General features: G+C 73.7%; 12 protein-coding genes. 1 reads left to right on the forward strand and 11 read right to left on the reverse strand.

Annotated elements, in window-relative coordinates; all coding sequences use genetic code 11:
* Positions 1-75: 75 nt before the first annotated feature.
* The 3 genes from OG622_RS03955 to OG622_RS03965 form a co-directional block, all read right to left on the reverse strand.
* Positions 76-7,230: a thioester reductase domain-containing protein gene (locus OG622_RS03955; RefSeq protein ID WP_371573317.1), complete on the reverse strand. Its 7,155-nt coding sequence runs from the start codon at positions 7,228-7,230 to the stop codon at positions 76-78.
* Between the two features lie 54 nt (positions 7,231-7,284).
* Positions 7,285-8,142 (reverse strand): class I SAM-dependent methyltransferase, encoded by an 858-nt coding sequence (locus tag OG622_RS03960; RefSeq protein ID WP_371573318.1) that lies wholly within the window; start codon positions 8,140-8,142, stop codon positions 7,285-7,287.
* A gap of 81 nt (positions 8,143-8,223) precedes the next feature.
* Complete coding sequence (locus OG622_RS03965; RefSeq protein WP_371573319.1) at positions 8,224-10,686, reverse strand: lantibiotic dehydratase; 2,463 nt, start codon at positions 10,684-10,686, stop codon at positions 8,224-8,226.
* A 110-nt stretch (positions 10,687-10,796) separates the two neighbouring features.
* Between OG622_RS03965 and OG622_RS03970 the strand changes: the two genes are divergently transcribed.
* Entirely contained in the window at positions 10,797-11,996 is a 1,200-nt protein-coding gene (locus OG622_RS03970) for an amidohydrolase (protein WP_371573321.1), read from the forward strand.
* Positions 11,997-12,061: 65 nt separating this feature from the next.
* On the opposite strand, the gene OG622_RS03975 is transcribed toward OG622_RS03970, so the two are convergent.
* The 8 genes from OG622_RS03975 to OG622_RS04010 are packed head-to-tail and all read right to left on the reverse strand — an operon-like array spanning position 12,062 to position 24,634.
* The gene (locus OG622_RS03975; RefSeq protein ID WP_371573323.1) at positions 12,062-12,733 is read right to left on the reverse strand and encodes a VOC family protein; all 672 of its coding nucleotides are present in this window, start codon (positions 12,731-12,733) and stop codon (positions 12,062-12,064) included.
* Positions 12,733-13,836, reverse strand: coding sequence for an NAD(P)/FAD-dependent oxidoreductase (locus OG622_RS03980; protein ID WP_371573325.1), 1,104 nt, complete (start codon positions 13,834-13,836; stop codon positions 12,733-12,735). The genes OG622_RS03975 and OG622_RS03980 overlap by 1 nt, the downstream gene beginning before the upstream one ends.
* Positions 13,808-14,890 (reverse strand): hypothetical protein, encoded by a 1,083-nt coding sequence (locus tag OG622_RS03985; RefSeq protein WP_371573327.1) that lies wholly within the window; start codon positions 14,888-14,890, stop codon positions 13,808-13,810. Before OG622_RS03985 ends, OG622_RS03980 begins: the two co-directional genes overlap by 29 nt.
* Entirely contained in the window at positions 14,883-16,190 is a 1,308-nt protein-coding gene (locus OG622_RS03990; protein ID WP_371573328.1) for a metallopeptidase TldD-related protein, read from the reverse strand. The genes OG622_RS03985 and OG622_RS03990 overlap by 8 nt, the downstream gene beginning before the upstream one ends.
* The gene (locus OG622_RS03995; protein WP_371573330.1) at positions 16,187-18,439 is read right to left on the reverse strand and encodes a lantibiotic dehydratase; all 2,253 of its coding nucleotides are present in this window, start codon (positions 18,437-18,439) and stop codon (positions 16,187-16,189) included. The genes OG622_RS03990 and OG622_RS03995 overlap by 4 nt, the downstream gene beginning before the upstream one ends.
* Positions 18,436-19,911 carry a hypothetical protein gene (locus OG622_RS04000; protein ID WP_371573332.1) on the reverse strand — a complete coding sequence of 492 codons (1,476 nt, stop codon included), beginning with the start codon at positions 19,909-19,911 and terminating at the stop codon, positions 18,436-18,438. The genes OG622_RS03995 and OG622_RS04000 overlap by 4 nt, the downstream gene beginning before the upstream one ends.
* Positions 19,911-22,202 carry a hypothetical protein gene (locus OG622_RS04005; protein ID WP_371573334.1) on the reverse strand — a complete coding sequence of 764 codons (2,292 nt, stop codon included), beginning with the start codon at positions 22,200-22,202 and terminating at the stop codon, positions 19,911-19,913. The genes OG622_RS04000 and OG622_RS04005 overlap by 1 nt, the downstream gene beginning before the upstream one ends.
* Positions 22,199-24,634, reverse strand: coding sequence for a hypothetical protein (locus OG622_RS04010; protein WP_371573336.1), 2,436 nt, complete (start codon positions 24,632-24,634; stop codon positions 22,199-22,201). Before OG622_RS04010 ends, OG622_RS04005 begins: the two co-directional genes overlap by 4 nt.
* Between the last annotated feature and the right edge of the window lies 1 nt (position 24,635).

The following is a 24,635-nucleotide window of genomic DNA, read 5'->3' on the forward strand; positions in this document are numbered from 1 at the left end:
GGCGGGCTCGGTGGCTGTGGCGGGGACGGTGCGCTGTTCGGCTTCGATGCCGGGTCCTTGGTCCGGGGAGGGGCCTCAGTAGGACAAGCCCGGGCAGTACACCCCCTCGTCAGGTGACGTGTACGAACCGCGGGTGATCAGCGTTTCGAGCCGTGCCAGGGTCAGTCCCCGGTTCCGCAGCGCCCAGGACAGGGTCTCCGGATACAGGCGGCCCGGGATACGGAGCACCGGTGCGGGTCCGTCCGGGACGGTCCGGCGGAGCAGTTCACCGGCGCCCGCGAGAAGCGCCCGCAGGGCCGGCTCGGACATGGTGAGGGCGTGGCCGAGGTCGGACAGCCCGGTGGTGTATCCGGCGACGTGGCCGTCGGCGCGGTCCACCACCACGTAGGGCGTCGACCAGGCGAAGGCGCGCTTCGCTGCCATGTGGATCTCCCCGTCCCGGCCATGGCCGTTGACCTTGCGGTACAGCTCCTGGCACGCGGAGACGTCGGCCTCCTCCAAGGGACGCACCTCGAATCCCGCCATGACGGCCGGGGTCGGCGCGGCATACCCGCCGACCACGGAGAGTTGCTCACGGGGCACGAATCCCAGCGTCGAGTACAGCCGGTACGCCGACAGGTTGTTGGTGACCTGCACGGCTCGCACCGACGGAGAACCGAGCCGGTCGGCCGCCGCGAGCACCCCCGCCATCAGCAGCCGACCCACCCCACCGGCCTGGGCAGCGGGATCCACGCTGAGGGGCCCGAACGCCGCCACGGACTCGCCCGACACCAGGAAGTTGGACCCGAGGACGGTTCCGGAGGCGTCCTCGGCGACCAGGGCGAGGCAGCCCGGCGCGGAGAACCGGTCCCGGAACATCTCCGTCACCGCCTCCACGGAAGGCCACTCCGGTGGCAGCCCCAGGCCGGCGTTGAGCGAGTTGAAGGCGTCGAAGCAGATCGCGGCAGCGCGGTCCAGGTCGGCCGTCGTGGCCTCCCGTACGCGGGGCCCCTCGTCGGCGGCTTCCGCGCCTTGCGCGCGCACCGCGCCGGGCTGCGGGAAGTAGCCCACCCGGACGAAGAACTCGACGTACTTCTCGAACAGTTCGCGGGTCATGGGCGGGCACTCGATTCCCGTGCCGGCCAGCAGGTCTTCCGTCTCGGTCGTGTCGACGGTCAGATAGTGGTTCCGGCCGCTGTGGATGGTCGACTCGAAGGCGTCGATCATGGGCACCATCGCGTTCTCGCGGTCGGACCTGATCCGTGCGACCCAGCGGTCCCAGGGCAGTTCGTCGAGCGGGTAGCCCAGGTCGCGCAGCGCGGTCATCATCGCGGCGAACGGCAGATGCGTCCGGTTGGCGAGGTGATGGTTGCGCCCGGCGGCCGGCTCCTCGCGCGACAGACGTACGATCGCCGCGCTGACGTGGTCGACCGGCACCAGGTGGAAGATGCCCGCCGGATCGGTGGGTACCGCCCTCGCCTGCACGATGCCCTTGATGCTCAGCCAGACGAAGTCGTGGGTCTGGCAGAAGCCGCGCTCGGAGTCCCCGGAGATCTCGTCGACCCGGTAGACGGAGACGGGCAGTCCCCGGTCCCGGGCGACCTCGATGATCTGCTCCGCCACCAGCTTCGTCTGCCGGTAGCCGGAGGACAGCGCCTGCGCCGGGCCGGGGCTGTCCGTCGCCTTCAGCGCCACCCCTGGCACGGCCTCGGCCGCGAACACACCCGTCGACGAGACGTGGTGGACGGGCACGGTCCGGTGCCGGGCGGCCAGCCGCAGGATCTCCTGGGTGCCGGACACGTTGGCCGCCTTGAGCGCCGAGTAGGGGTACAGGCCGTTGACGGTCGCCGCCGCGTGGTAGACGGCGTCGGCGGTGCGGGCCAGCTCGTCGAACCGTTCGGGGGCCAGCCCGAGCAGCGGCTCGGTGAGATCCCCGACGACGACCGAGATCCGCCCGGTGTCGATGTCGTCCCAGAACTCGTACCACTCCAGGTTGGTCCGCAGCCGACGCAGCGCCTCCGTCTCGTCCGTACCGCGCACGAGACAGTGCACCCGTGCGCCGGTGGTGGTCAGCAGCTCCCGCAGGAGGTAGGCGCCGAGGAAGCCGGTCGCACCGGTCAGGAACACCTCGCGCGGATCCTGTGCGACCCGGACCGTTTCCGCCGCGGGCACGATGTCCTCGTCGAGTGCGACCTCGGCGGCGAAGTCCACCCCGTCGGTGGTCTGTTGAGCGGTGGAGGCCTCGCTCAGGACCTTCGTCAGCACATGGTCGGCCAGCACGGCGAGCGTCGGCAGCTCGAACACGAGGGTCGCCCTCAGGGTGAGCCCCGTCAGATCGCCGAGCTGGTTGCGCAGTTCCACCGCCGTCAGGGAGTCGAAGCCCATCTCCAGGAACGGCTGGTCGGGGTCGATGTCGCCGGGGTCGGAGTGCCCGAGCACGGCCGCGACGCGGGCGGCGGCCCGTTCCATCACGAACAGCAACTGCTTGTCCTCGTCCAGCCCGGCGATCCGCTCCGCCAGGGCGGCGGTGACACCGGCCGCGTCCTTGGCTGCTCCCGCTCCGTTCGCGGCTGCTTCGGCGGCCATGAGGGCCACCTCCAGGGTGTCGTCCGCGTCCCTGGTCGACCCGGTCGGCGTAGTGGACCCCACGGCTGCGGCGGAGGTCTGCGGCCGGACGGGCAGCCAGTGCCGTCGGCGCTGGAAGGCGTACGTGGGCAGCGTGATGTGCCGGGCGCCGGTACCCGCGAAGAACCTCTCCCAGTCGACGGGCACGCCCAGGGTGTGCAGCGTGCCGAGGGCGGCGACGGCCGTCTCGGCGCCCGGCCGGTCGCGGCGGGCCAGCGGCAGTGCCGTGTGACCGTCGTCGCCGAGGGTCTCGCGCACCAGCGCCGTGAGCACCCCGTCGGGACCGAGTTCGACGAAGACGCCGTGTCCCTGGTCGCGGAGCGTCCGCAGCGCGGGCGCGAACCGTACGGCGGCGCGGACCTGTCCGGCCCAGTACCCGGGCGTCAGCAATTCCGCTCCGACCGGTTCGCCTGTCACGGTCGAGACGATCGGCAGGGAGGGTTCCCGGTAGGTCAGGCCGCTCGCCACGGCGTGCAGGTCATTGTGTACGGCGTCCATGCGGGGGGAGTGAAAGGCGTGGCTGACGGTCAGCCGCCGCGTCTTGCGGCCCCGGTCGGCGAACTGCTCCGCGATCGACACCACCGCGTCCTCGTCACCGGAGACCACCAGCGAGGCGGGCGCGTTCAGCGCGGCGATCCCCACCCTGTCCTCCAGCCCCGCGAGCAGTGGCAGCAGTTCCTCCTCGGTGGCCTCCACCGCCACCATCACCCCGCCCTCGGGCAACGCCTGCATGAGCGCGCCGCGGGCGGTGACCAGCCGGGCCGCGTCCGGCAGCGTCAGCACCCCGGCCACATGGGCGGCGGTCACCTCGCCCACCGAGTGGCCCGCCAGGGCGTCCGGTCGTACGCCCCACTCGCTCATGAGCCGGAACTGTGCCGTCTCCAGGGCGAACAGCGCGGGCTGGGCCAGGGCCGTCCGATGAATGCGTCCGTCGTCCGCCGTGCCCGGCGCGGCGAGCAACAACTCCCTTACCTCCGGGGCCAGATGGCCGCACACCTCGTCCAGCGTGTCCGCGAACACGGGGAACGCCTCGTACAGGGCGCGGCCCATGCCGACGCGCTGGGCGCCCTGGCCGGTGAACAGGAACGCGGTCGACGGGGCGGAGGCCGCGGTGGCCGCGGTGAGGCCCGCCGCGGGCTCGCCCTCCGCCAGCGCCGACAGCCCCCGCAGCAGTCCCGCGGAATCGCCTGCCACGACGGCGGCCCGGTGTTCCAGACCGGCTCTGGACAGGGCCAGGGTGCCGGCCACGTCCACCGGTCGGGTCTGCGGTGCCGCGCGCAGGAACGCGTCCAGCCGGCGGGCCTGTTCACGCAGGGCGCCGACGGACCGTGCGGACAGCAGCCAGGGCAGGGGGGTGGTGTCCGAGGGCCTCGGCTCGGCGGGCGCGGTGGCGGCGGGCGGCGCCTCCTCCAGGACCACATGGGCGTTGGTGCCGCTGATGGCGAAGGAGGACACGCCCGCGCGGCGGGGATGCTCCGCGGCCTCCCACGGCCGGGCCTCGGTCAGTACCCGTACCTCGCCCGCCGTCCAGTCGACGTGCTCCGAGGGTCGGTCGACGTGCAGGGTGGCGGGCAGCGTCGCGTGGCGCATGGCCTCGACGAGTTTGATGATCCCCGCCATGCCCGCCGCCGCCTGGGTGTGCGCGATGTTCGACTTGACCGACCCCACCCACACCGGCCGTCCCGCCCTCCGTCCCTGACCGTACGTCGCGAGGATCGCGCCCGCCTCGATCGGGTCGCCGAGCGTCGTGCCCGTGCCGTGGGCCTCCACGAGGTCCACTTCGGCGGCGGACACCCTGGCGTTGGCGAGTGCCTGCCGGATCACCCGTTGCTGCGCCAGTCCGTTGGGGGCGGTGAGCCCGTTGGACGCGCCGTCCTGGTTGACCGCACTGCCCCGGACGACCGCCAGCACCTGATGTCCCGCACGACGGGCGTCGGAGAGCCGTTCCAACAGGAGGACACCGGCCCCCTCGCCGAAGGCGGTGCCGTCCGCCGTGTCGGAGAAGGCCTTGACCCGGCCGTCCGGGGCGAGGCCCCGCTGACGACTGAAGGTGATCATGTCGTCCGGGGTGGACATCACAGTGACGCCGCCGACGAGCGCGAGTGACGACTCGCCCGACCGCAGCGACTGACAGGCCAGATGAAGGGCGACCAGGGAGGCGGAGCAGGCCGTGTCCACCGTGATCGCGGGCCCCTCCAGACCGAGGGAGTACGCGATACGGCCCGACATGACACTGCCGGAGGTCGCGAACCCGAGGTAGCCCTCGTACTCCGAGGCGGGCTCCGCCAGCGTGCTGTAGGTCTGCCCCTTGGTGCCGACGAAGACGCCGGTAGGGGTGCCCGACAGGCGGGTCGGATCGAGGCCCGCCCGCTCGAACACCTCCCAGGCGGTCTCCAGCAGCAGCCGTTGCTGCGGGTCCATCGCCGTCGCCTCGCGGGGGCTGATGCCGAAGAACCCGGCGTCGAAGCCGGCCGGATCGGCGAGGAACGCTCCCCGGGACACATAGCTCGTGCCCAGCCGGTCGGGATCGGGGTCGACGAGGCCGTCCAGCGGCCAGCCCCGGTCGGCGGGGAACTCGGAGGTGGCGTCGCGGCCTTCGGCGATCAGCTCCCACAACTGTTCCGGGGACTCCACGCCGCCGGGGAAGCGGCATGCCATCCCGACGATCGCGACCGGCTCGTCGGCGGCCACCGGCCGGGCCGGGTCCGTCGGTGCCGGATCGGCCCGGTCGGCGGCGCCGGTCAGCTCCGCGAGCAGTCGGTCCGCGAGGGAGGACGGCGTGGGATGGTCGTAGACCACGGTGGCGGGCAGCCGCAGCCCGACCGTCGCGGCCAGCCGGCGGCCCAGCGCCACCACCGCGAGCGACCCCAGCCCCAGATCGACGAAGGGCCGGTCCCGCGCGACCCGCGCGCCCGCCTCCAGCCCGAGGGCCACCGCCACCTCGCCGAGGACGAGGTCCGAGACGGTACGGGTCCGCTCGGCCGGCGACAGCCCGGCCAACCGTCGCCGCCACTCCCCCGCGTCGCCCCGCTCGACGTCCCCACCGTCGCCCTCCGGGTCGAACACGGCGGCCTCACCGAGCAGTCGGGGCCCCGCGTCGGCCAGCAGATGACGGGTGATCTTCCCGGAGGCGGTCCTCGGCACCCGCTCGACGGCGTACAGCCGCTCGGGCACCTTGAAGTACGACAGCCGGTCACGGCAGTGCGCGAACACCGCCTCGGCGTCCACCCCGCCGTCCCCGACCACCAGGTACCCGACGGGCACCTCGCCGAGGACGTCGTGCGGCTCGCCGCCCACGGCCGCGTCGGTCACGCCCGGGACCTCGCGGAGCACCTGCTCGATCTCGACGGGGTGGATGTTCTCTCCGCCGCGGATGATGAGTTCCTTCAGCCGGCCGGTGAGCGTCACATGCTCCAGCGGGTCGCGGCGCGCCAGGTCGCCGGTGCGGTACCAGCCGTCGCGCAGCACCTCGGCCGTGGACTCGGGCTGCCGGTGGTAGCCCAGCATCACGTTGGGGCCGCTCACCCACACCTCGCCCTCCGCACCGGCCGGTACGTCCGTCCCGGTGTCGGGGTCGACGAGGCGGATGCCGACGCCCGGCACGGCGGGGCCGGCGGAGCCGTGGATCCGGTCGCCCGCGGGCCGGTTGGAGGTGATCGCCCCGGTCTCCGTCGACCCGTACTGGTCGACCAGCGGCACCCCGAAGGTCTTCTCGAAGCGGGCGCCCAAGGAGCCGCCGCTCGCCGAGCCGGCCACGAAGCCGAGCCGCAGCGCGGGCAGTTCGAGGGCTTCCTCGTGTGTGCGGTCCAGCAGGTAGTGGTAGGTCGTCGGTACCCCGGCCAGGAACGTCACGTCGTCCGACCGCAGCGCCTCCAGCACATCGGAGGCGGCGAATCCGTTCATCAGGTGCGCGCTCGCGCCCACCGCGGTCACGCCCATGACGCACAGGTTCTGGCCCAGACCGTGGAAGAGCGGCATCGGCCAGAGCAGACGGTCGTCCGATGTCATTCCGAGTACCCGGACATGGCAGGACTCCACCAGCCACAGCGAGCTGCGCAGCGAGTACAGCACGCCCTTGGGCCGGCCGGTGGTGCCCGATGTGTACAGCATCCACGCGGGGTCGTCGAGCGGGGTCTCCCGCGGGGCCGGGCCGTCGGGTTCGGCGGTCGTCAGCGCCTCGTACCGGGCCGTGCCGTCGGGCACCTGCACTCCGGGCGGTATCTCTCCGGTCACCACGATGCGCGGCGCCCGGTGGCCGTCCAGTACTCGCAGCAGCCGTTCCAGGCGCGGCGCGTCGCAGAGCACGACCGACGCCCCGCTGTCGTCGAGGAAGTGGGCGAGTTCCGCCTCCGCCGCCTGAGGGTTCAGGGGGACGGTGACGCCGCCGGCCCGGATGACGGCGAGACTGCTCTCCACCGCCTCCACGGTGTTGCCCATCAGGACGGCGGCTCGCTCGCCGCCCGCCGCCCCGAGGGCCGCCAGGTGTCCTGCCAGCCGAGAGGTGCGCAGGTCCAGTTCGCGGTAGGTGACGCCGCGCCGCGCGTCGCTGAAGGCGGTCCTGTCACCGATGCGGGCGGCGTGTTCGCCCAGCAGACCGGACAGCGGCCGGATGATCTCAGTACGCATGTCTTCGCACCTCTCGGCTTCGTGCTCAGTGCTTGCTCGGGTGGCTGCGGACCGTCAGCGAACGGCCAGAACGGTCCTGGTCGGGCAGGAGAACTCGAGGGAACCGTCGGGGCCGGCGAGCACCTTCAGCGCCTCACGGGCCTCGTCGGTGGCCTCCGTCAGCCGCTCCGGCGGCACCAGGTCCCACTGCATGCGCGTGGTGACCGTCCGGGTCCAGGCGAGGTAGTCGTCGATCGTCTCGAAGCGGGACTTCGCCGGCACATGGCGGATGTTCACCTCGCTGAAGCCCGCCTCACGGAAGGCGGCCTCCGTAGACTCGGCGCTCACCAGCGGGCCGCCCAGCCCGAGCACCACCTTCCACGGGTCCTCGACACCGTCGGGAAGGAAGCGGGCCAGTACACCGGCGAGGATCTCCGCCGACTCCCAGCCTGCGGCGAGCCGGCCGTTCTCGGTGGGGAAGGTGGTGGCCGCGAACCGCCCGCCTGGGCGGAGCGCGGCGTACGCGCAGGCCAGGGCCTTCTCCGCATCGGGCAGCAGGAAGAGCACCATGCCCGCGCTCGCCGCGTCGAAGGGCTCGGCGAAGGAGAAGTCCTGGGCGTTGCCCAGTTCCGCCCGCGCGCGCCCCTCCAGACCGCGGGCCAGGATGTCGGTGGTGCAGGCGTCGACCATGCCCTGCGCCTGGTCGACGCCGAGGACGAAGCCGTCCGGGCCGACCTGGTGCGCCACCGGGAAGAGGCAGGCGCCGCGCCCGCAGCCGATGTCGAGGACGCGCTCGCCCGGCCGCAGGTCCAGCAGGTCGGCAACCATCTTGCCCAGCGGATGGAAGATCATCTGGCCCGCCGCGTCGTACTGCTCGGCGGACTTGTCGTAGGCGTCCCGGACGAGGTTGGTGATACGTCGGTCGTCGGTCACGATGTGTTTTCTCCTCTTGCGTGATATCTGCTTCTCATATGGCGATCCGTGCAAACGCGGTCGGCCGCGGTCAGCGGCGGTTCATGTTTTCCGGACCGGCCGCACCACACAGCCGAGCCGGAATTCCGCGCAGTGCGGGCGGCCGTCCACCCGCCACCACAATGCGTCGGGTGTCGGCAGCATTTCGGACACGACGACGTCGTCCGCCGGAAGCCGCGCGAGATCCAGCACCGCGAGCGGATCCGCGAAATCCACGTACAGCGGTTTTGGTTCCGCCGGGTGTTTCACATAGACATACCGGGGAATCGCGTTCTCCTCCCTCAGTCGCTGTATCGCGCCCCACTGGTCGTGGTCGTCGCCCGCGCGTCCGGGCAGCCGAACCCGCCAGCGGGCGCGTTGCAGCACCACCCCTTCCACGACGATCCGGGGGGTGTACGGGCCGAGGTCGACCGGGACGGGGACCATGGCGGGCCGGGAGACCGCCCGGTGCAGCGGGGACGGCATGTCTCCCGGGTACAGCAGCCTGTGCCGCCCGTCGACCAGCACCGCGTCCCCGGACGCCGGTACGACGACGTCGGCGATGGGCACGACCTCGGTCCGGTCCTTCGCCGACAGTCCGCTCAACTCGATGGACACGCCCGGCAGTTCGGGAGTGACATGGGCGCTGCGCCGACGGGAGACGATCGTCGCCGACGTCTCGGGCCGCAGGGCTCGGGCCACTGTCTCGGTGAAGCCGTCCCACAACCCGTCCGGGTCACTGTGCAACGGCTTCTCCAGACCGCCGAAGACGGAGCTGCAGTCGTCGTGCATCTCCGACAGCACCCAGGTCGCGGTGGCTGGGTCGGGTCCCGCCGCCATCAGGTCCGGACTGGGCAGGCAGGCGTCCTCGGGGTCGTACGAGACGGTGTCCCACAGCGGTGCCAGGGCCTCGTTCAGGGCCTGTGCCGGTATGTGCACGACGCCCGGCCGGTCCGCGCCGGATGCCGTCGCGGCGCTCTCGGCGCCTTCCGACACCAGGCGGCGCAGCACGGCGTCGAGCCGGTCACGGCGCTCGTCGCGTGTGGTGAGTTCCCCCACGGCCAGGGCCGCCAGCGAGCCGGGGCGCCCTCCGAGCGTCTCGCGCAGGGCGTCCCGGGCGTCCTCGCGGGCCAGCAGCGCGGCGAGGAACGCCAGCGGGAACACCGCCTCGGTCATCTCGCGGATCCGGTCGACGACCGGCCCGCCGAAGCCGACCCGCTCGCTCACGGGGCTCGATCTGTCCTCGTGGAACAGCTCGCGGTCCGCGTAGTGCCGCCCGCCGTCGCGCGAGACCTCACCGCCGGACCGCAGGCTCACGGCCCGCGCCGCCTCCAGATGCTCGGCGCGCTGCGGCCAGGAGGCCTCGGCGTATTTGTCGCGGTGCTCGGCCAGTTCCACCGCGTCGGCCGTCGGATGCCCGGCCGCGACCTTGGTCAGCGCGTGCAGTTCGGTCGCCGGGAGCCGCCACGGCGACACGACGAGCGCCGGCCCGAGGGCCTTGACCAGCCGTGCCGCGTGCTCCTCCGTGGGCTCGGGGCCACCGGCCGCCGTCAGCAGCGCGTCGAGCCGGTCACCGGCCCGCGCGCGGGCGGCCCGCCACAGGGCCAGCGCGGGCGCGGCCACCTTGAACCGGCGGCCGTCCGCGGTCCGTTCCAGCCCGAGGCCCGACTCCAGTTCACGGAAGAGCGGGTTCGGCCACGCGTGCTGCCGGGTCAGCGGCACCTCGGCCGCGGCCTGCTCCCGCAGCTGTTCCACGAGCCAGGCGCTCGCCTCCACGACGACCCGTTCCGGGCCGGCCGGGCCGACCCGCACCGCTTCCGCCTGCTCGGGCCGCATCCGGGCGAACAGCACCGGTCCGAAGAACGACACGGTCTCGCACTTGGTGGCGAACCGCCGGACGTAGCGGTGCAGGGTGTCGATCCGGCGGCGCAGTCCGCGCGGCAGCTCCGCGCCCTCCGCCGTGGCGGCCCAGCCGGCGTGCCCGGACGGCGGGGTCCGCAGGGCGGTGTCGAAGAACGTCGGGTTGGACACGAACACCGCGTGGCGGAAGTCGTCGAGGCCCGCCGCCTCCGCGGTGCGCAGCCTGGCGCGGTGCAGGGCTGCCGCGAACGCCTCCCGGGCGGCGGCCTCCCGCTCCCGGCGGGCCGCGACGACGGTGTTCCAGCGGGGTGCGAAGTCCGGCAGGCCGGTGGCGTCCAGGACGGCGACGCAGCGTTCGTCGAGCGGGGCGCCCTCCTCGACGGCCCTGCGGCAGCTCTGCAGCGCGCGCAGTGAACGCTGCCTCGGTTCGACCGCGCGTACCCTCTCCCGCACCCCCGGCCAGTGCTCGTCGAGGAAGGCGGCCCGCTCGGCGGCCACGGCGCGCTCCGCGTCGGCGGACCCGGTCGCGTCGTCGAGGAGTTCGGGGAAGGCCAGTCCGTCGAGCAGCCGGGTGGAGAATCCTGTCGCCCGCAGCAGCGACCAGGGCATGGTTTCCACGGCCAGTTCACCGTTTCCCGCCCGCACGTGCCATTTCAATGACGCCATGTCAACTCTCCCGACTGGTCTCGCTTTTCGAACTCGTATCCGGTAGGAAAGAGAGGGCTCGTACGGAAGACGGCGGGCTGTTTCCCGGTATTCCGGAGGAAAGAATGCAGATGAGAATTCCGCCTCGGACGAAACGTCGCTGCGGCGCCGCCGTGAATCGCGCCGAGGAGAAACTGCTGGCCCTGTCGAGAAGCATTCACGCCGAACCGGAGACGGCGTTTCAGGAACACCGCAGCGCCGCCAAGGTCGCCGGTCTCCTCCGGGACGAGGGCTTCGAAGTGGAGTCGGGGGCCGGCGGGCTCGAGACGGCGTTCACCGCGCGCTTCGGCGGTGGCCCGCTCACCGTCGGGCTCTGCGCCGAGTACGACGCGCTGCCGGGACTCGGCCATGCCTGCGGGCACAACATCATCGCGGCGTCCTCGGCCGGTGCCGCGCTGGCGCTGCGGGACGTCGCCGACGAACTCGGCATCACCGTGCTCGTCATCGGCACCCCGGCCGAGGAGGAGGGCGGCGGGAAGATAGCCCTCCTGGAGGCCGGGGTCTTCGACGACGTGTCGATGTCGATGCTGGTGCACCCGGCCCCGGAGGACAACTGCGCCCCGCGCCCGCTCGCGCTCCTGGAACTGGAGGTCCGCTACACCGGGCGGCCGTCCCACTCCGCTCTCGCCCCGCATCTGGGCGTCAACGCGGCCGACGCGCTGACCGTGGCGGAGGTCGCCGTCGGTGTCGGCCGGCAGCACTTCGAGCCCCGGCAGCAGGTGCACGGCATCGTCACCCGGGGCGGCCAGGTCCCGAACGTGGTGCCGGCCGACACCCGGGCGCTGTACAACCTGCGCGCCGCCGACATGGAGTCGCTCGGCCGCCTGGAGTCCCGGATCAGGGCGTGCTTCGAGGCCGGCGCCGTCGCCACGGGCTGCACGCACGAGGTGCTGTCCACCCCCGCGTACGCCGAGCTCGCGCACGACGCGTTCCTGTCCGAGGCGTACCGCGCGGCCGCCACCGAACTGGGCCGGCCGCTGGTGTCCCGGGAGGCGGAGCGCGACATGCCCACCGGCAGCACCGACATGGGCAATGTGAGCCGGGCGTTGCCGGCGCTCCAGCCCAGCATCGGTATCGACAGTGGCGACGCGGTCAACCACCAGCCGGAGTTCGCGGCTGCCTGTGTCGCCCCCGGCGCCGACCGCGCGCTGGTGCAGGGCGCGGTCGCTCTTGCCTGGACCGCCGCGCAGGCGGCCCACGACGACGAGACCAGGGAGCGGCTGCTGACGCACCAGGCGCAGCGGCGGGCCCCCGGCGACGCGACGGCCTGACGTCGAGGCCGTACGGTCCGCCGGTGGCGTCGCGCCCACCCGTCGGCGGACCGGGCCGGGTCGGTTCACGGCAGCCGCACCACGGTCTCGCCCTCGGCGGTGCCGACGCGGACCGCGGTGATCTCCGGGCCCGCCGCGGTGTCGATGTCGACGGCGAGTCCGTCCAGGCCCGGCCAGCCAGGCGCCCATTCCCGTTCCTGCGCCGGGCCGGTCACCAGGCCGTCGAGCGTGCGCGGGCACACCCGGTGGGCGGCCGCCGCGAGGTCGCCCGGCACCCGGGCCGCGCGCGCCTCGGGGTTGCCGTAGCTGAGGAAGAACGGCAGCACACGGCTGCGCCAGGACAGCTCGAACGCGGCCTCCGCCCAGGGCACCCGCTGGCCGTCCGCGCGCACCGACTCCCCTTCGTACAGATCGGGGTCGGCCCCGGTGAGCGCCTCCACCGCGCGGGCGGTGCCCTTGATGTCGCCGGTGAGGACGGCCCAGTTGAGGAAGGCGGGCCCGTCCGCGGTCCGTTCCAGGAAGAGCCGCCCGAAGTCGGCGCCGGCCAGCTTCTCCTCGTCGTGTGTGACGAGCAGTTCCAGGTACTGCACGTCGGGGGTGTCGAAGGGCACCACCCAGCTCGCCGTTCCGTCGGGGTTGGGGCTGCCGTCGGTGATGCCGAACCCGTACCGCTCCCAGAGCAGTTCGCGCAGCGGCTCGATGGTCCGGGCGCCGAGGATCACATGGTCGAAGCGCATCAGGCCGCACCGCCCAGGGCGTGGTCCGGGCACATGCTGTACGGCAGCGCGTCCCAGTCGTCCTCGATCAGCCCCGCCGCCATGCCCTTGCCTGTACAGCGCGCGGAGAGCAGTCCGTGACCGGCGTGCCCGGCCGACATGAAGATCCGCTGCCGGCCGGGGACCGCGCCGACGAGCGGGCGGCCGGTGCCGGACACGGGCCGCAGGCCGGCCCGCAGCTCCGCGGGGACCGACTCGGCGAGCCCCGGCATGACGGTGGTCGCGAACCGCAGCAACTGCCCGATGCCCTGCGTCGTGACGCGCTCCGCGAAGCCGCTGTCCTCCTCGGTCGCGCCGACGATGACGTCGTCCCCGACCCCCGGCGCGAGGTAGTAGGCGGAGGAGAGGATGCAGTTCAGTTTCTCGTCGGACCGCAGCACCACCATCTGGCCGCGCTGCGGGCGGACCCCGGTCGCCTCCGCGAGCCCCTTGCCCGAACTCCACGCTCCGGCGGTGATGATCACCCGGTCCGCCGTGACGGTGCCCTCGTCCGTGAGGACGGACACCGCCTGCCCTTCCTCCCGGACCTCGCGGGCAGCACGGCCCTGGGCCCAGGTGACCCCCTGCGCGAGGCAGCGGCGGCGCACCGCGTCCAGATAGCGCCGCCCGTCGACCATCAGTCCGCCCTCGTCGAGCAGATACCGCCGGCTGTCCGGCAGCTTCAGCCCCGGCCCGGCGGCGGCGAGTTCGTCACCGTCGACCCACCGGCCCGCCCCGGCGCCCTCGATGGCCTCGGCGTGGGTGTCGGCCTCCGTCGCGCGCAGGGCCCGCAGGATGGGCCGCGCCACGCTGAACGCGCCGAACTCCGGCTCCAGCCGGGCCACGTCGGCGTCCAGGTCCCCCTTGGCATGCCGCAGCCAGTCGTAGAACGCGGGGTCGGTGAGGTACCGGAGGGAGGGGACGGCCACTCCGGCGGCCTTGTTGGTGGCCTGGCCCGGCTCCTCCCCCGCATCCAGGACGACGACCGAGGCACCCCGGCCGCTCAGCTCCTCGGCCAGGCAGGCACCGACGATCCCACCGCCTACCAGGGCGAAATCAGGGGTTGTTGACGGTGACGACGGCATGTCCGGTACCTTCCAGTTCGGCTGCGCCGGCGAGCACCAGCGAGCGGGTGGTCACATCGCTGTCGCTGTGGACAGCCGTGGGCGGGCCGGTCAGGCCACGGGCCCGGCGCAGCAGGTGCACGGGTTTGCCCCGCAGCACGACGGTGAACCAGGCCCCGGGCCGCTCCGTGACCCTCGCCAGGCACTGCAGCCGTACGGTGCCGTCCGCGTGGTAGCGCTGAAGTCCCTCGACGCAGCGCACGAGTTCCACCGCGTGCGACGGCAGGGGCAGGTCGGGGCCGAGGAGTTCGAGCCGGGCCAGCGGCGGCGGGGCGCACGCGCCGCTGTCGTGGTCCCAGACCGCGCGGCCGACGGGGATGCCCTCGCGCAGCGGGGCCGGTGGGCGGATCCGGCCGTCGTCGACGAGTGTCCTGGGCTGCGCCGGGCCGCCCAGGTCGTCCTGGGCGTGGGCCGAGGGAGTCGTGGGCAGGTCGCGCAGGGTCAGGGACGGCAGGACCCGGCGCCCGGCGAGTCTGTGCGCCGTGTCCCGGCCGCCCCGTGAGGTCAGGGAGAACGCCGTACCGGCGACGAGCACGGCGGCGGGCGAGGGGCGCAGCACGAGCGGCCGTTCCCGCCAGTCGGCCGGGGGGCCGTCGCCGGCCGTGCTTCCTGCCGGGGCGGCGAGTTCGTGCCAGGGCAGGTCCTCGGCCGTCGCGAGGGGCTCGCCGTTCCCGGCCGTGCCGAACAGGACCGGCCCGCCGGCGGTCTCCACGCGGGCCAGCAGTTCGGTCCGGCGTTCCAGCAGCTTCCCGTCGGCGTCGCGCCACTCCCGGACCGTGGCCACGGCGCTCTGCAGTCCGCCGTCACCAGTGCCGGCCCGGGCGGCTGTCTCGGCGAGGAGCAGCCCGGTGTGCTTGGCGGCCTCCTGGCCGAGCGGTTCCGTGCTCCGCAGGGAGCCGGTGACCCGTCCCGCGTCGTCCCGTTCCAGTCGTAGCGCGTCGACGGAGACGGTGACGCGGGGTCCGCCGGGGGCGGGGGTCAGGACCCCGAAGGCCCTTACGCGCGACTCATGCACGGGCCACCGCCCGGAGGCCGACCAGGCCGGACGGGACACGCAGCCCGGCGTTGGCGAACGAGACCAGTACGGGGTACTGCCCGAGCTTGCCGCAGCCGCCCGTGGCGCGCAGATAGCCGTCGACGCGGTGCTCGAACGGCTCGATCCCGGCGAGGACCCGGGCGCCGTTGCCCGTCACCTCCAGCGGGCCGAGCCGGGCGAGGCCGCCGTCGGCGCGGTGCAGCAGCGAGAAGGGCGCGTCGAAGACGAACTCCCCCGAGGCGATGTTCATCATGTGCAGCCGCAGTCCGTAGGGGGCGATCCAGTCACCGGGCGGTGCCTGGAGCGGCGTTCCGGGTTCCACCAGCGCCACCGTGTGGGTCATGCGGGGAATCGCCGGATGCCGGTAGTCCTGTCGGCGGCCGTGGCCCGTGCCGGGGGTGTCCAGGAGTCCCGCCACCGCCAGGTCCGTCATGGGGCGGCCCACGGTGCCGCGGTCGATCAGCCGGGCCGTCGAGCAGTCGGTGCCCTCGTCGTCGAACGGGCTGCGGTAGCCGCGTACGGCCTCCCGGCCGCCGTCCACGACGGACAGCCAGTCGGGGGCCACCCGCCGTCCGGCGCGGGCGCCCAGGTAGCTGGTGCCGGAGGCCACCACGTCGCCCTCCATGGGGTGGCCGACGATCTCGTGGAAGAACGCGCCGGCGAGGCCGGGCAGCAGCACCAGGTCGGCCCTGTCCGGCAGGGTGTCGGCGAGGGGCAGCGCGAGACGGCGACGGATCTGCTCCGCCGTGCGGGCCGCCACATCCCGCAGGGCCTTCGTGTCGGCCGGGGAGCCGCACAGCAGGGACCGCGTGTGCCGGGTGCCGTCCGTTCCGGTCAGCCGCACCTCCAGGGTCGTCACCATCCGTTCCGCGGCGCGGACCCGGTCCGGTCCGCCGGCGGCGACATGCTGCTGGACCACGCCCAGCGAGAGGTGCGCGCCGGTCTCGGCGGCCACGGCGGCGAGACCGGTCCTGCTCTCCTCCGACAGGGCGTACAGGGGGCGTTCCTGTACCTCGCGCAGCGTGTCGGCGGCAGCGCCCACGGCCCCGGTGCGGCCGGCGCGGAGCAGGGCGTCGTCGTCGGCGAACCGGTGCTCCGTCCAGCCGTGCCCGTCGGCGTGCTCGACGCTCATCCCGCGTACGGCGGACCGTCGTTCGTCGGCCGTGCCGTCCGGCGCGACGTCGGCCCGCAGCCTCAGGGAGCGCTCGGCGAAGACCGTGGTGTACGCCCTGCCGGTGGCCGCCGTCCGCCCACCGCGCACCTGTGTCGTTCCGGTCATGGCCGCACACTCCTGCCGATGACCTGGACGCGCAGTTCGCTCGTGTACCGCCGCCCCTCGGCGTCGCGCAGCCACAGTCCCTCCGGTCCCGGTGCCATCCGCTCCACGTCGAGCCACGGCGTGTCGCGTGCCACGTGGCTGACGAGGTCGGCGGCCAGCGGGGAGGCGAGGTCGAGCAGGTAGGGCTTGCGTTCGCGGGCGCTGCGGCAGAACACGAACCGGCCCTCCGTACGGCCGGCGAGGCGCCGCAGGGCGAGGAACCGCGCGTACGGCTCCGGGGCTGTCAGCGCCTCGGCGGGCACCCGCCACCGGGCGCGTTGCAGGACGACCCCGCCGACGCGCACCTCCGGCTGCTCCCCGTCCGGGGAGGCGAACGTCGGGTGCAGCACCTGCGGATGCGACAGCGCGGCCATCGGCGCGTACTTGACGAAGTCGCTCAGCGGTACGTACGCGCTGACCTCGCGGCCCGCCGGATCGCGCAGGGTGACGGCGTCCGGCGCGATGGTGACCCGCATCCGTTCCGGCAGGGTCACGTCCGCGCTGTCCTGGTCGGTCCAGGCGAGCGGGCGCATCGCGACCTCACGGCCGGGGAAGCGGTAGTAGCCCTTGTTGCGGCGGCCGAAGTCGAGGCCGACGACGGTGCCGTCCTGTTCGGCGACCCAGTCGGCCGCGTCCGCGGCGAGCCGGTCGGGCTCCTGGTGCATGGTGCCCAGCCAGCTCCGCACCAGCAGATGGTGATGGGCGCGGGAGAGGACGAGCGGGGCGCCCGTCAGGCCCTCGGTGTCCGGCGCGGAGGGGCACAGGTCGACGACCGCGTACCGGTCGCCCTGCTGGGCGTCGGCCTCGCCGGTCAGCCGCTCCACCTCCGCCCGCCACCCGGCTCCGGAGTGCACGGGCGCGTGGGCCGCCTGGAAGGTGCTGGTGGAGTCGGCCCGGCTCGCCGCGGCGCGCGTCGCGTAGTCCAGCAGGTCGAGTTCCACGCTCTGTTCGCCGGATCCGTCGGTGAAGGCCGCGCGGACCGCGTCCGTCGCGGCCGACTGGGCGGCGCGGCCGTGGGCCACGCACACCTCCAGGGCCGGCCCGAGCCGCTCCTCCCAGTCGCCCACGACGTCGTCGCCGACCGTCAGGGCGAACGCGGAGGCGCACTCCTCGAAGAACACCGCGCGGTCCGCGTAGGCGGCGCCGGCTCCCCGGCGGGCGGGTCTGCCGGTGATCTCCGTGAACCGTTCCTCCAGCGTCGCCACGGTGGCCGCCTTGCGGTCGAGCGGCTGCTCCGCCATCTCGTCCAGCAGCGCGGCGAGTTCGCGGACGTGTCCGAGCCAGCGCTCGCGCGCCGGGGAGGCGGGCAGCGCGGCGAGCTGGCCGTGCAGGGTGGTCAGCGGATCGAGGTCGTAGTCGCCGCCGCCGAGACCGACGGTGAGGGCCTCCGCCGCCACCAGCCGCATCAGTGTCCGGGCCACGTCGCCGGCCGGCAGACCCGCCGCGCGGACCACGTCCTTGAAGGCGGTCCCGCCCGGGGGGACGAGTCGCAGCAGGGGTTCGGCCGCGGTGTCGCCGCGGCCGGTGGTGTGGAAGGCGAGGTGGGGCAGGATCTTCGGGTCCCTGGCGATCGCGGTGACCAGGGCGCGCGCGGCCCAGTGGGAGAGGAACACCTTGCGGGTGCGCGGCACGTCCCTGCGCAGCTCCGCGCCGGAGCCCGGCCGGACCGTCCCGTACGCCATCGGACCGAAGAAGCTCACGGTCTCGTTCTTGGCGCAGAACCGCTGGACGTACGTGTACATCTGGCGGCGCACCCGGCGGCGGCGCGAGGTGAGCGGGCCGTCACCGGCGAGCAGCGGGCGGAGCATGTTGCGGTGGGCGTCGGGGTTGGACAGGAACACCGCTTCCGAGACCAGCGGGTGGGCGAGGAGTTCCCGCAGGCGTTTCCCGGCCTGTTCGTCGGCCTCCTCGTAGGCGGCCGAGTAGCGCCGTACCGTGTCCTCCCAGGCGCGTGCGGCCTCCGACCAGCCGTCGCCGCCGGACCTGGGCAGCCGGTCGGTGCGCCCGCGCAGTACCTCGGCCCGCAGGGACGCCGCCCGTTCCCCGTCGAAGCGGGCCGCGACCAGGTCGAGCAGTGCCTGCTCCCGTTCCAGGACCTCGTCCGCCAGGTCCAGCAGGAACGTGGGTGCGCCCAGTTCCTCCAGCCAGTCGAACGGCATGCCCGCGTGGCGCAGGATGAACTCCCGTCCGATACGCCATCGTCGGTTCACCGGTGCCTCCGTATCACGCCGGCCCTGACCAGTTGGCCGGACAGTTTCGTACGGACCGTCTCGCCGAGCCGGTCCAGGACGGTGGTGTCGCCCGACGCCAGGCGCTCCACGACGGGAGCGAGCCGGGGGTGCAGCCGGAAGGCGCCGCCCGACCTCAGGTTCACCACGAAGGGTCCGGGGCCGCGGCCGTCCGGCCCTCGCCCCTCCTCGTGGACGACGGCGGCCGACGGCTCCCACAGGGACTCCGGCCCGGGAACGGCAGCCGCACTGCCCGCGAACCGGCCGGGGAAGAGGTCGGTGTCCGTCCCGGACTCGCCGGTGAGCGCGCCGATCAAAGCGGTCCGCTCGGACCGGCCGAGTGTGCCGGGGGCGTCGAACGGGTCCCAGCGCGGCAGGTCGTGGTGTCCGACGGCGGTCCGTGTCAGCGGCAGCCCGCCCCAGGTGTCCGGCACGGTACGGCCGCGTGCGGCGGGCAGCCGGAAGGCGCTGAACCCGGCGAGTCGCGGACCGGGGCCGGTCACCAGCCGCCGGGCGGTGGCGGTGGTCTCCTCGGCGCCGACGCCCGGTGCGCCGACGAGGAGTTCCACGGCGAGCCGGCCGGGGCCGGCGAGCTTCAGGACGTGTTCCAGGCCGACGGGGGTGCCGTGGGTTCCGGTCACCCGCGCCCAGGACTCCAGCCGGGCCACGGTCAGCGCGAGGCCCCGGCAGTCGCTCCACGCCTCCTCGGGCAGCAGGGCCGCCTCCTCCGGTTCCAGCCAGCCCGCCCAGGGGACGCCCGCCCGCCAGGTCGCGGCCCGGCGCACCCAGTGCACGGGCTCGCCGTCGGCCGCCCACTCGGGGCGCAGCCGCCAGGCGGGCGCCCAGTCCTCGATGTCGGCGGCGTTCGCGAACGGGCCCAGGGCTCGCAGCGCCGGTGCGTGGTCGGCGGCGAACCGGCCGCACAGCACGGTCCGTTCGGGGCCGACGGCCTCGATGAACCGGGCGGCGGCGGGCAGTTGCTGGTCGGTCTCGATCAGCAGGTGCACCCGGTGGCCCCGCGCCCAGTCGCGGGCGCGGTCGGTCTCCGGTTCCCACAGCGTCGTACGGGCCGCCGCCGAGAGCACGTCGGTGCCTGCCTCGGTGGTGCCGCCGACGAGTTCCACGTCGTCCCCGGCGAGCCGCAGCGCCGGGTCGTCCTCGCCGGAAAGCCGGAGGGCCACGCCCACGGCCCGCAGCCGGCCGGCGTCATGACGGCCGCGGGCCAGGACCGCCCCGGCGGCCCGGACGAACAGGGTCTTGGTGGCCGCCTCGGCCGGATCGTCGTCAGCGTCGTGCCCTCCGGTCGCGTAACCGGCGGCCAGGCCCCGCAGATGAGCGTCACCCGTGAGACGGTCGACGAACGCCGCGTTGAGATCAAGGAGTTCGTCCCCCGGCGCGAGATCCGGAGCGAGACTCAGGTCGGACAGCGGGGGGACGAGGAGACGGCGGGCCATCAACTCTCACCCCCGCCCCGCAGGTACACACAGCGCAGTTCGGACGCGAACCGCAGTTCTCCGTCCCGCAGCCAGGTGTCCTCGGGCGCCGGCAGTGGCTCGGAGACCGCGAGCTGCTCCGCGGTGCCTGCCAGCCGCGCGAGCCCTTTCAGCAGTTCGGGCGCGGCCGTGTCCACATACACAGGCTTCCGCTCGGCCGGGGACTTCACGAAGAACCGCGTCGGCAGTCCGTGTGCACGCACCAGCCGGGCCGACTCCAGCAGCCGGTCGGCGTCCTGGGGGCGGCCCGCCGCGTCGAGTACGGCGGCGCTCGGGACGGTCCAGCGGCGCCGCGAGAACACCACGTTGCCCCAGCGCAGCCGTGGGACGTGGGGCAGATCGGGGAGGGCCGGGCGGCGGATGCGCGGCAGGGCGAGCGCGGTGTGGACTGCGGTGTCCAGTTCACCGTTGTGGAACAGCATGCTCCGGCCGGGGTGGGTGTCGCTGCGCAGCTCGACCCGTTCGCCGTCGCTGTCCAGCCACAGCTCGTCCAGGCCGACGCGTTCGCGTCCCGGGGCAGCGGTGCCGCCCAGTTCGAGGACGACGCCGGGGAACTCCAGCGGCGGCAGACCTGTCGTGCGGCGCGAGATCACGTTCACGGCGAGCCGGTCGCCGAGGGCACGGCGCACGGCCGCGTCCCGTCCGGCGAGAAGCTCGGCCGAGTCCGGGTGGAACTGGAGCGCCCAGGGGGTGAGCAGCGCCGCGTCGTGGATGTCGCCGAGCACCAGGGGGGTGTCGCCGGGCCGGTAGTCGGCGAGGTCGGCCGCGGCGACGAGGACGTCGATCGAGCACAGCACCGGCTCCGGCGGCGCCGGCGGCTTCGGCAGCAGCCCCGCCACGTCCAGTTCCGCGCGGTCCGCCCCGGCGTCGGCGATCACCTTGCCGAGTTCGGTTCCCAGGCGGCCGCCGGCCACGATCTCCAGCGAGGCGCAGTCCCGCAGCGCCCGTGTGAGGGGGATCCGGCCGGGACCGAGGTGGGCCGCGACGGCGCTGTTCGTACGGATCCTGGTCGACTCGGCCTCGTGGGCGAGCAGATCGAGCACCGGGGCGACGGCCTCGCACATGTCGCGCGCGAGGGGCCCGCGCACGGTGAGGTCGGCCGTCCCCACCGCGGCCTCGTGGACGATCACACGGTCGTTGTAGAAGCGGCCCCGCCGAGTCGGCCCCGAGGCGCCCGGGAGCAGGGACTCCAGTTCCGCCTGGACGGTCAGCTTGCGGTCGGGGGGCGCCGCCGGGTAGCCGTCGAGCAGGTCGAGCATCTTCACCAGCAGGGCGCGTACACCGGCGGCACGGCTCGCCGTCGCGTTGTCCGAGGCGTCGATCCGTTCCAGGGTCCAGCGCAGCGGATCGACGACCGTCGCGGGCGGGCACAGCGTGTGGGTGAGCAGTCCCTTGGCGACGGCCGTGCGGAACTGCCCGACCGCGTCGTCCTCGGCCGCGCCCAGCCCGGCGGCGATCCCCGCCACGGTGCGCTCGCCGTCGGCCTCCCGGACCAGCGACGCGAGAAGCCCGTCTCCCCGGGGCGCGCGGGTCACGGTCTTGCGCACGGGCACCAGGTGCGTGGCGAGGGAGTCGTCCTCGGTGAGCAGGGCCTGCACGGCGTCGTTGACGCGGGCGGCGGTGTGGGCCTGGCGGACCGGGATCTCCTGGTGGCCCCGCCAGGTGAGGGTGGTCGGGGCGTCCGACTCCGCGTCCACCCGTCCGTAGTTGATGGGGCCGAAGAAGCTCATCGTCTCGCTCTTCGACGCCAGCCGCTGTGCGTAGGAGGCGAGTTGCCTGCGGATACGGCCGCCCGTCGTCCCCCTCACCAGGTCTCGGTGCACGGCGGGGGAAGAGCACACTATGGCGTCATTGACCCGCGGGTCGGTACGGATGCCCGTGAGGGCCTTCTCGACGAGCGCGGCGTCGGAGTCGACCGTCGACGCGATCCGCTCCCGGGCCAGGGTCACCCGCCCGGCCACGTCGTTCCACTCCGCGAGCCAGTCCTCGGTGAACGTCTCCGACGGCGGCAGGGGCCGCAGATTACGCAGCTTGCTCTGCTGACCACGGGCGAGACGGCCGTGGGGCCGCAGCCGGGCGGCCACTTCGGCGGCCTCCGCCTCCAGCGCGGACAACTCGTCGAGGAGCTCGCGGGTGCGCTCGTACGTCAGGGACTCGACCATCTGCCAGGGGAACCCGGCGCTGCGCAGGACGACGGCCGGCAGCAGTTCCCAGCGCGGGCCCGCCGGGGCGGCTGCGGGGGATTCGTTCACGACGAAGCTCTTTTCATGGCGATCCGGAACTCCGAGGTCACGGGCGATCCGCCGTGGCTCAGCCACAGGGCGTCCGGCGCGGGACGCATCTCCGCGAGCGAGATCTGCCGGTCCTCCCCTGCCAGGACCATCGCCACGAGCGCGTCGACCGCCAGCGGGTTGTCCAGGTCAACTCCGACGGGTTTCGGCTCGTGCGCGGCGGAGGCGAAGCAGAACCGGGGCAGCCCGTGCCGCGCCCGCAGCGCCTGCACCGCGAGGAAGGCACCCGCGGAGTCGCGTACGGCGTCGATGGCGAGGTCGACGCGGCCGAACCACCAGCGGGCCCGCTGCACGATCAGATCGCCGACAGTGATCCGTGGCGCGAAGTCCCCGAGTCTGACCTGGGGAAGCGCCACTCCGGGGGCGGCGAACGCCCGCAGGTGGACGTGGTCGTCCTCACCGGCGTACAGGACCAACTCGCCGTCGGGCGTGCGCAGTCGAGGCCGCCCGTCGTCGAGGACGACCGTCAGGTCGGTGAGCGGCACGGTCCGGTCCGCGTCCTCGGTGGCCACCGCCGTGATCTCGACGAAGCGGCCCGGGAACCAGTCGGCCACCAGCCCCTTGTGGCGGCGCCGTCTGATGACCGTGGCGATGCGTTCGGGGCCGCCCCATGGTTCGAGTCCGGTGGCGAAGTCGTCCAGCATCCGGTCCTGTTCGTCGCTGAACAGTCCCTGGGAGCCCCAGGCGAAGACGTACGGGTGCAGCTCGCCCAGGACGAGCAGGTCGGGGCCGTCGGGCCGGCTCTCCAGCATCAGGTCCGGGCTCACGAACCGGTCCCGGCCGGGATCGGGGGCCAGCGCCGCCAGATCCCGCGCGGTCAGCCGTGCCTCCCGGCCGTGCAGACCGGAGCGCACCAACTCCGTGTAGGCGAGGGTGAACCCGTCCGCCTCTGAGGTGAGTTCAGCGAGCGCACCACTTTCGACCGCCGCGTGTGTGCGGCGGATCAGCTCGTCGTACGGCATGGGGCCGGGGCCCGCCGCGCGCACGATCTGCCCGCACAGCCGGGCCGCGGCGCGCTGCTGGATCTCGCCGTAGCGGGCGGCGGCGTCGAGTACGGGAGTGAGCTGTTCCTCCCAACGGCGTGCCACGGGGCCGCCGACCACGACGGGGCTCTGGTCGCCCTTGGCATCGAGGGACACCACGAGCCGGTCGGCGTACATGCGGCCGCCCGCGCGCCGGGCGTCGACCGAGGTGAGCGCGGTGAAGCATTCCTCGACGTCGGCGAGCGCGGCGGCCCGTGCCCGGTGGCCGTCGGCCGCGGCGTACCAGTCGGCCAGGTCCCGCAGTTCACGCAGCCCGGCCGGCCAGCCGGTCGTGGAGGCGTACCGGTCCGCCCAGGAGATCAGCCAGTCGAGCGGCCGTGCCGCGGTCGACGGGGGTTCCGGCCAGAGGCGGACGGCGCCGACCTGCCGCAGCCGCTCCAACACGTGCCGTGCGTCGGCGATTTCGGCTCCGGCGAGGTCGGCGAGGTCCGTGACCGACCGTCGGCCGTCGACAGCGCGGGCCACGGTCCACTGGGCGCCGACCAGTCTGATCCGGCGGCCGTCTGCGGGCCGGATCGCTCCTTCACCGGGTGCGCTGTCTTCCTCCCGGTGGCAGGAGGGCAGCCAGAACACCGGGGACGCGTCGCGTACGGCCGGATCGGTGCCGATGAGCCGGGCCAGCTCGCAGACGGCCCAGAAGGCCGTCTGCGCCTGGAAGAAGTGGACTCCCGACTCCGTCTCGGGGCCCAGCTCGATACCGTCGGCGGCCCGGTCGACCCTGCCGTGGACGAGCGGGCCGAAGAAGCTCGTCGTCTCGTTCTTGGCGCCGAGCCTCTGCCCGTACAGGTATGCACGGCGGTAGAAGGAGCGGTCCTTGGCCCGGTTGCGTCCCGCCCCGCCCCGCTCGGCCCAGCCGTCGTTCCAGCGGAGCACTTCTGTGTGGAAGGACGGGGAGAGCTGCAACAGCGCGTCGCGGACCCGCTCGTCGTCCAGCAGGGCGCGCACACGTTCCGGCCGGCGCAGCGCCTCTTCGGCGAGGACCGCCGTCAGCCGGTCCGCCGTCTCCCGCTCGGCGGCGAGCGCCGTGGCGTAGCCGCCCACGGCCTCGGCCAGTTCGGGGTTGAGGGTCCCGGGTTCGACGGGCAGCCTGCGGCCGGCCCGGCTGCGCATCGTGGACAGCTCGCGCAGCTTCGCCCGGTCCGCCGTCCGGTCCGCTCGGGCGACGGTCTTGGCGATCTCCTCCCGCAGGAGGGTGCGGCTCTGTTCGAACCGTCCCGCCGCGGCGCGGTACTCCGCGGCCGTGGCGAGGGTGGGACCGTCGGCCAGGTCGGTGAGCAACTCCACGCCGAACCCGGCGCGGCGCAGCAGCAGACGCGGGTACAGACGCCATCCAGGTGTGTTGTCCGTCATG

The sequence above is a fragment of the Streptomyces sp. NBC_01314 genome (assembly GCF_041435215.1).
Taxonomy (GTDB): Bacteria; Actinomycetota; Actinomycetes; order Streptomycetales; family Streptomycetaceae; genus Streptomyces.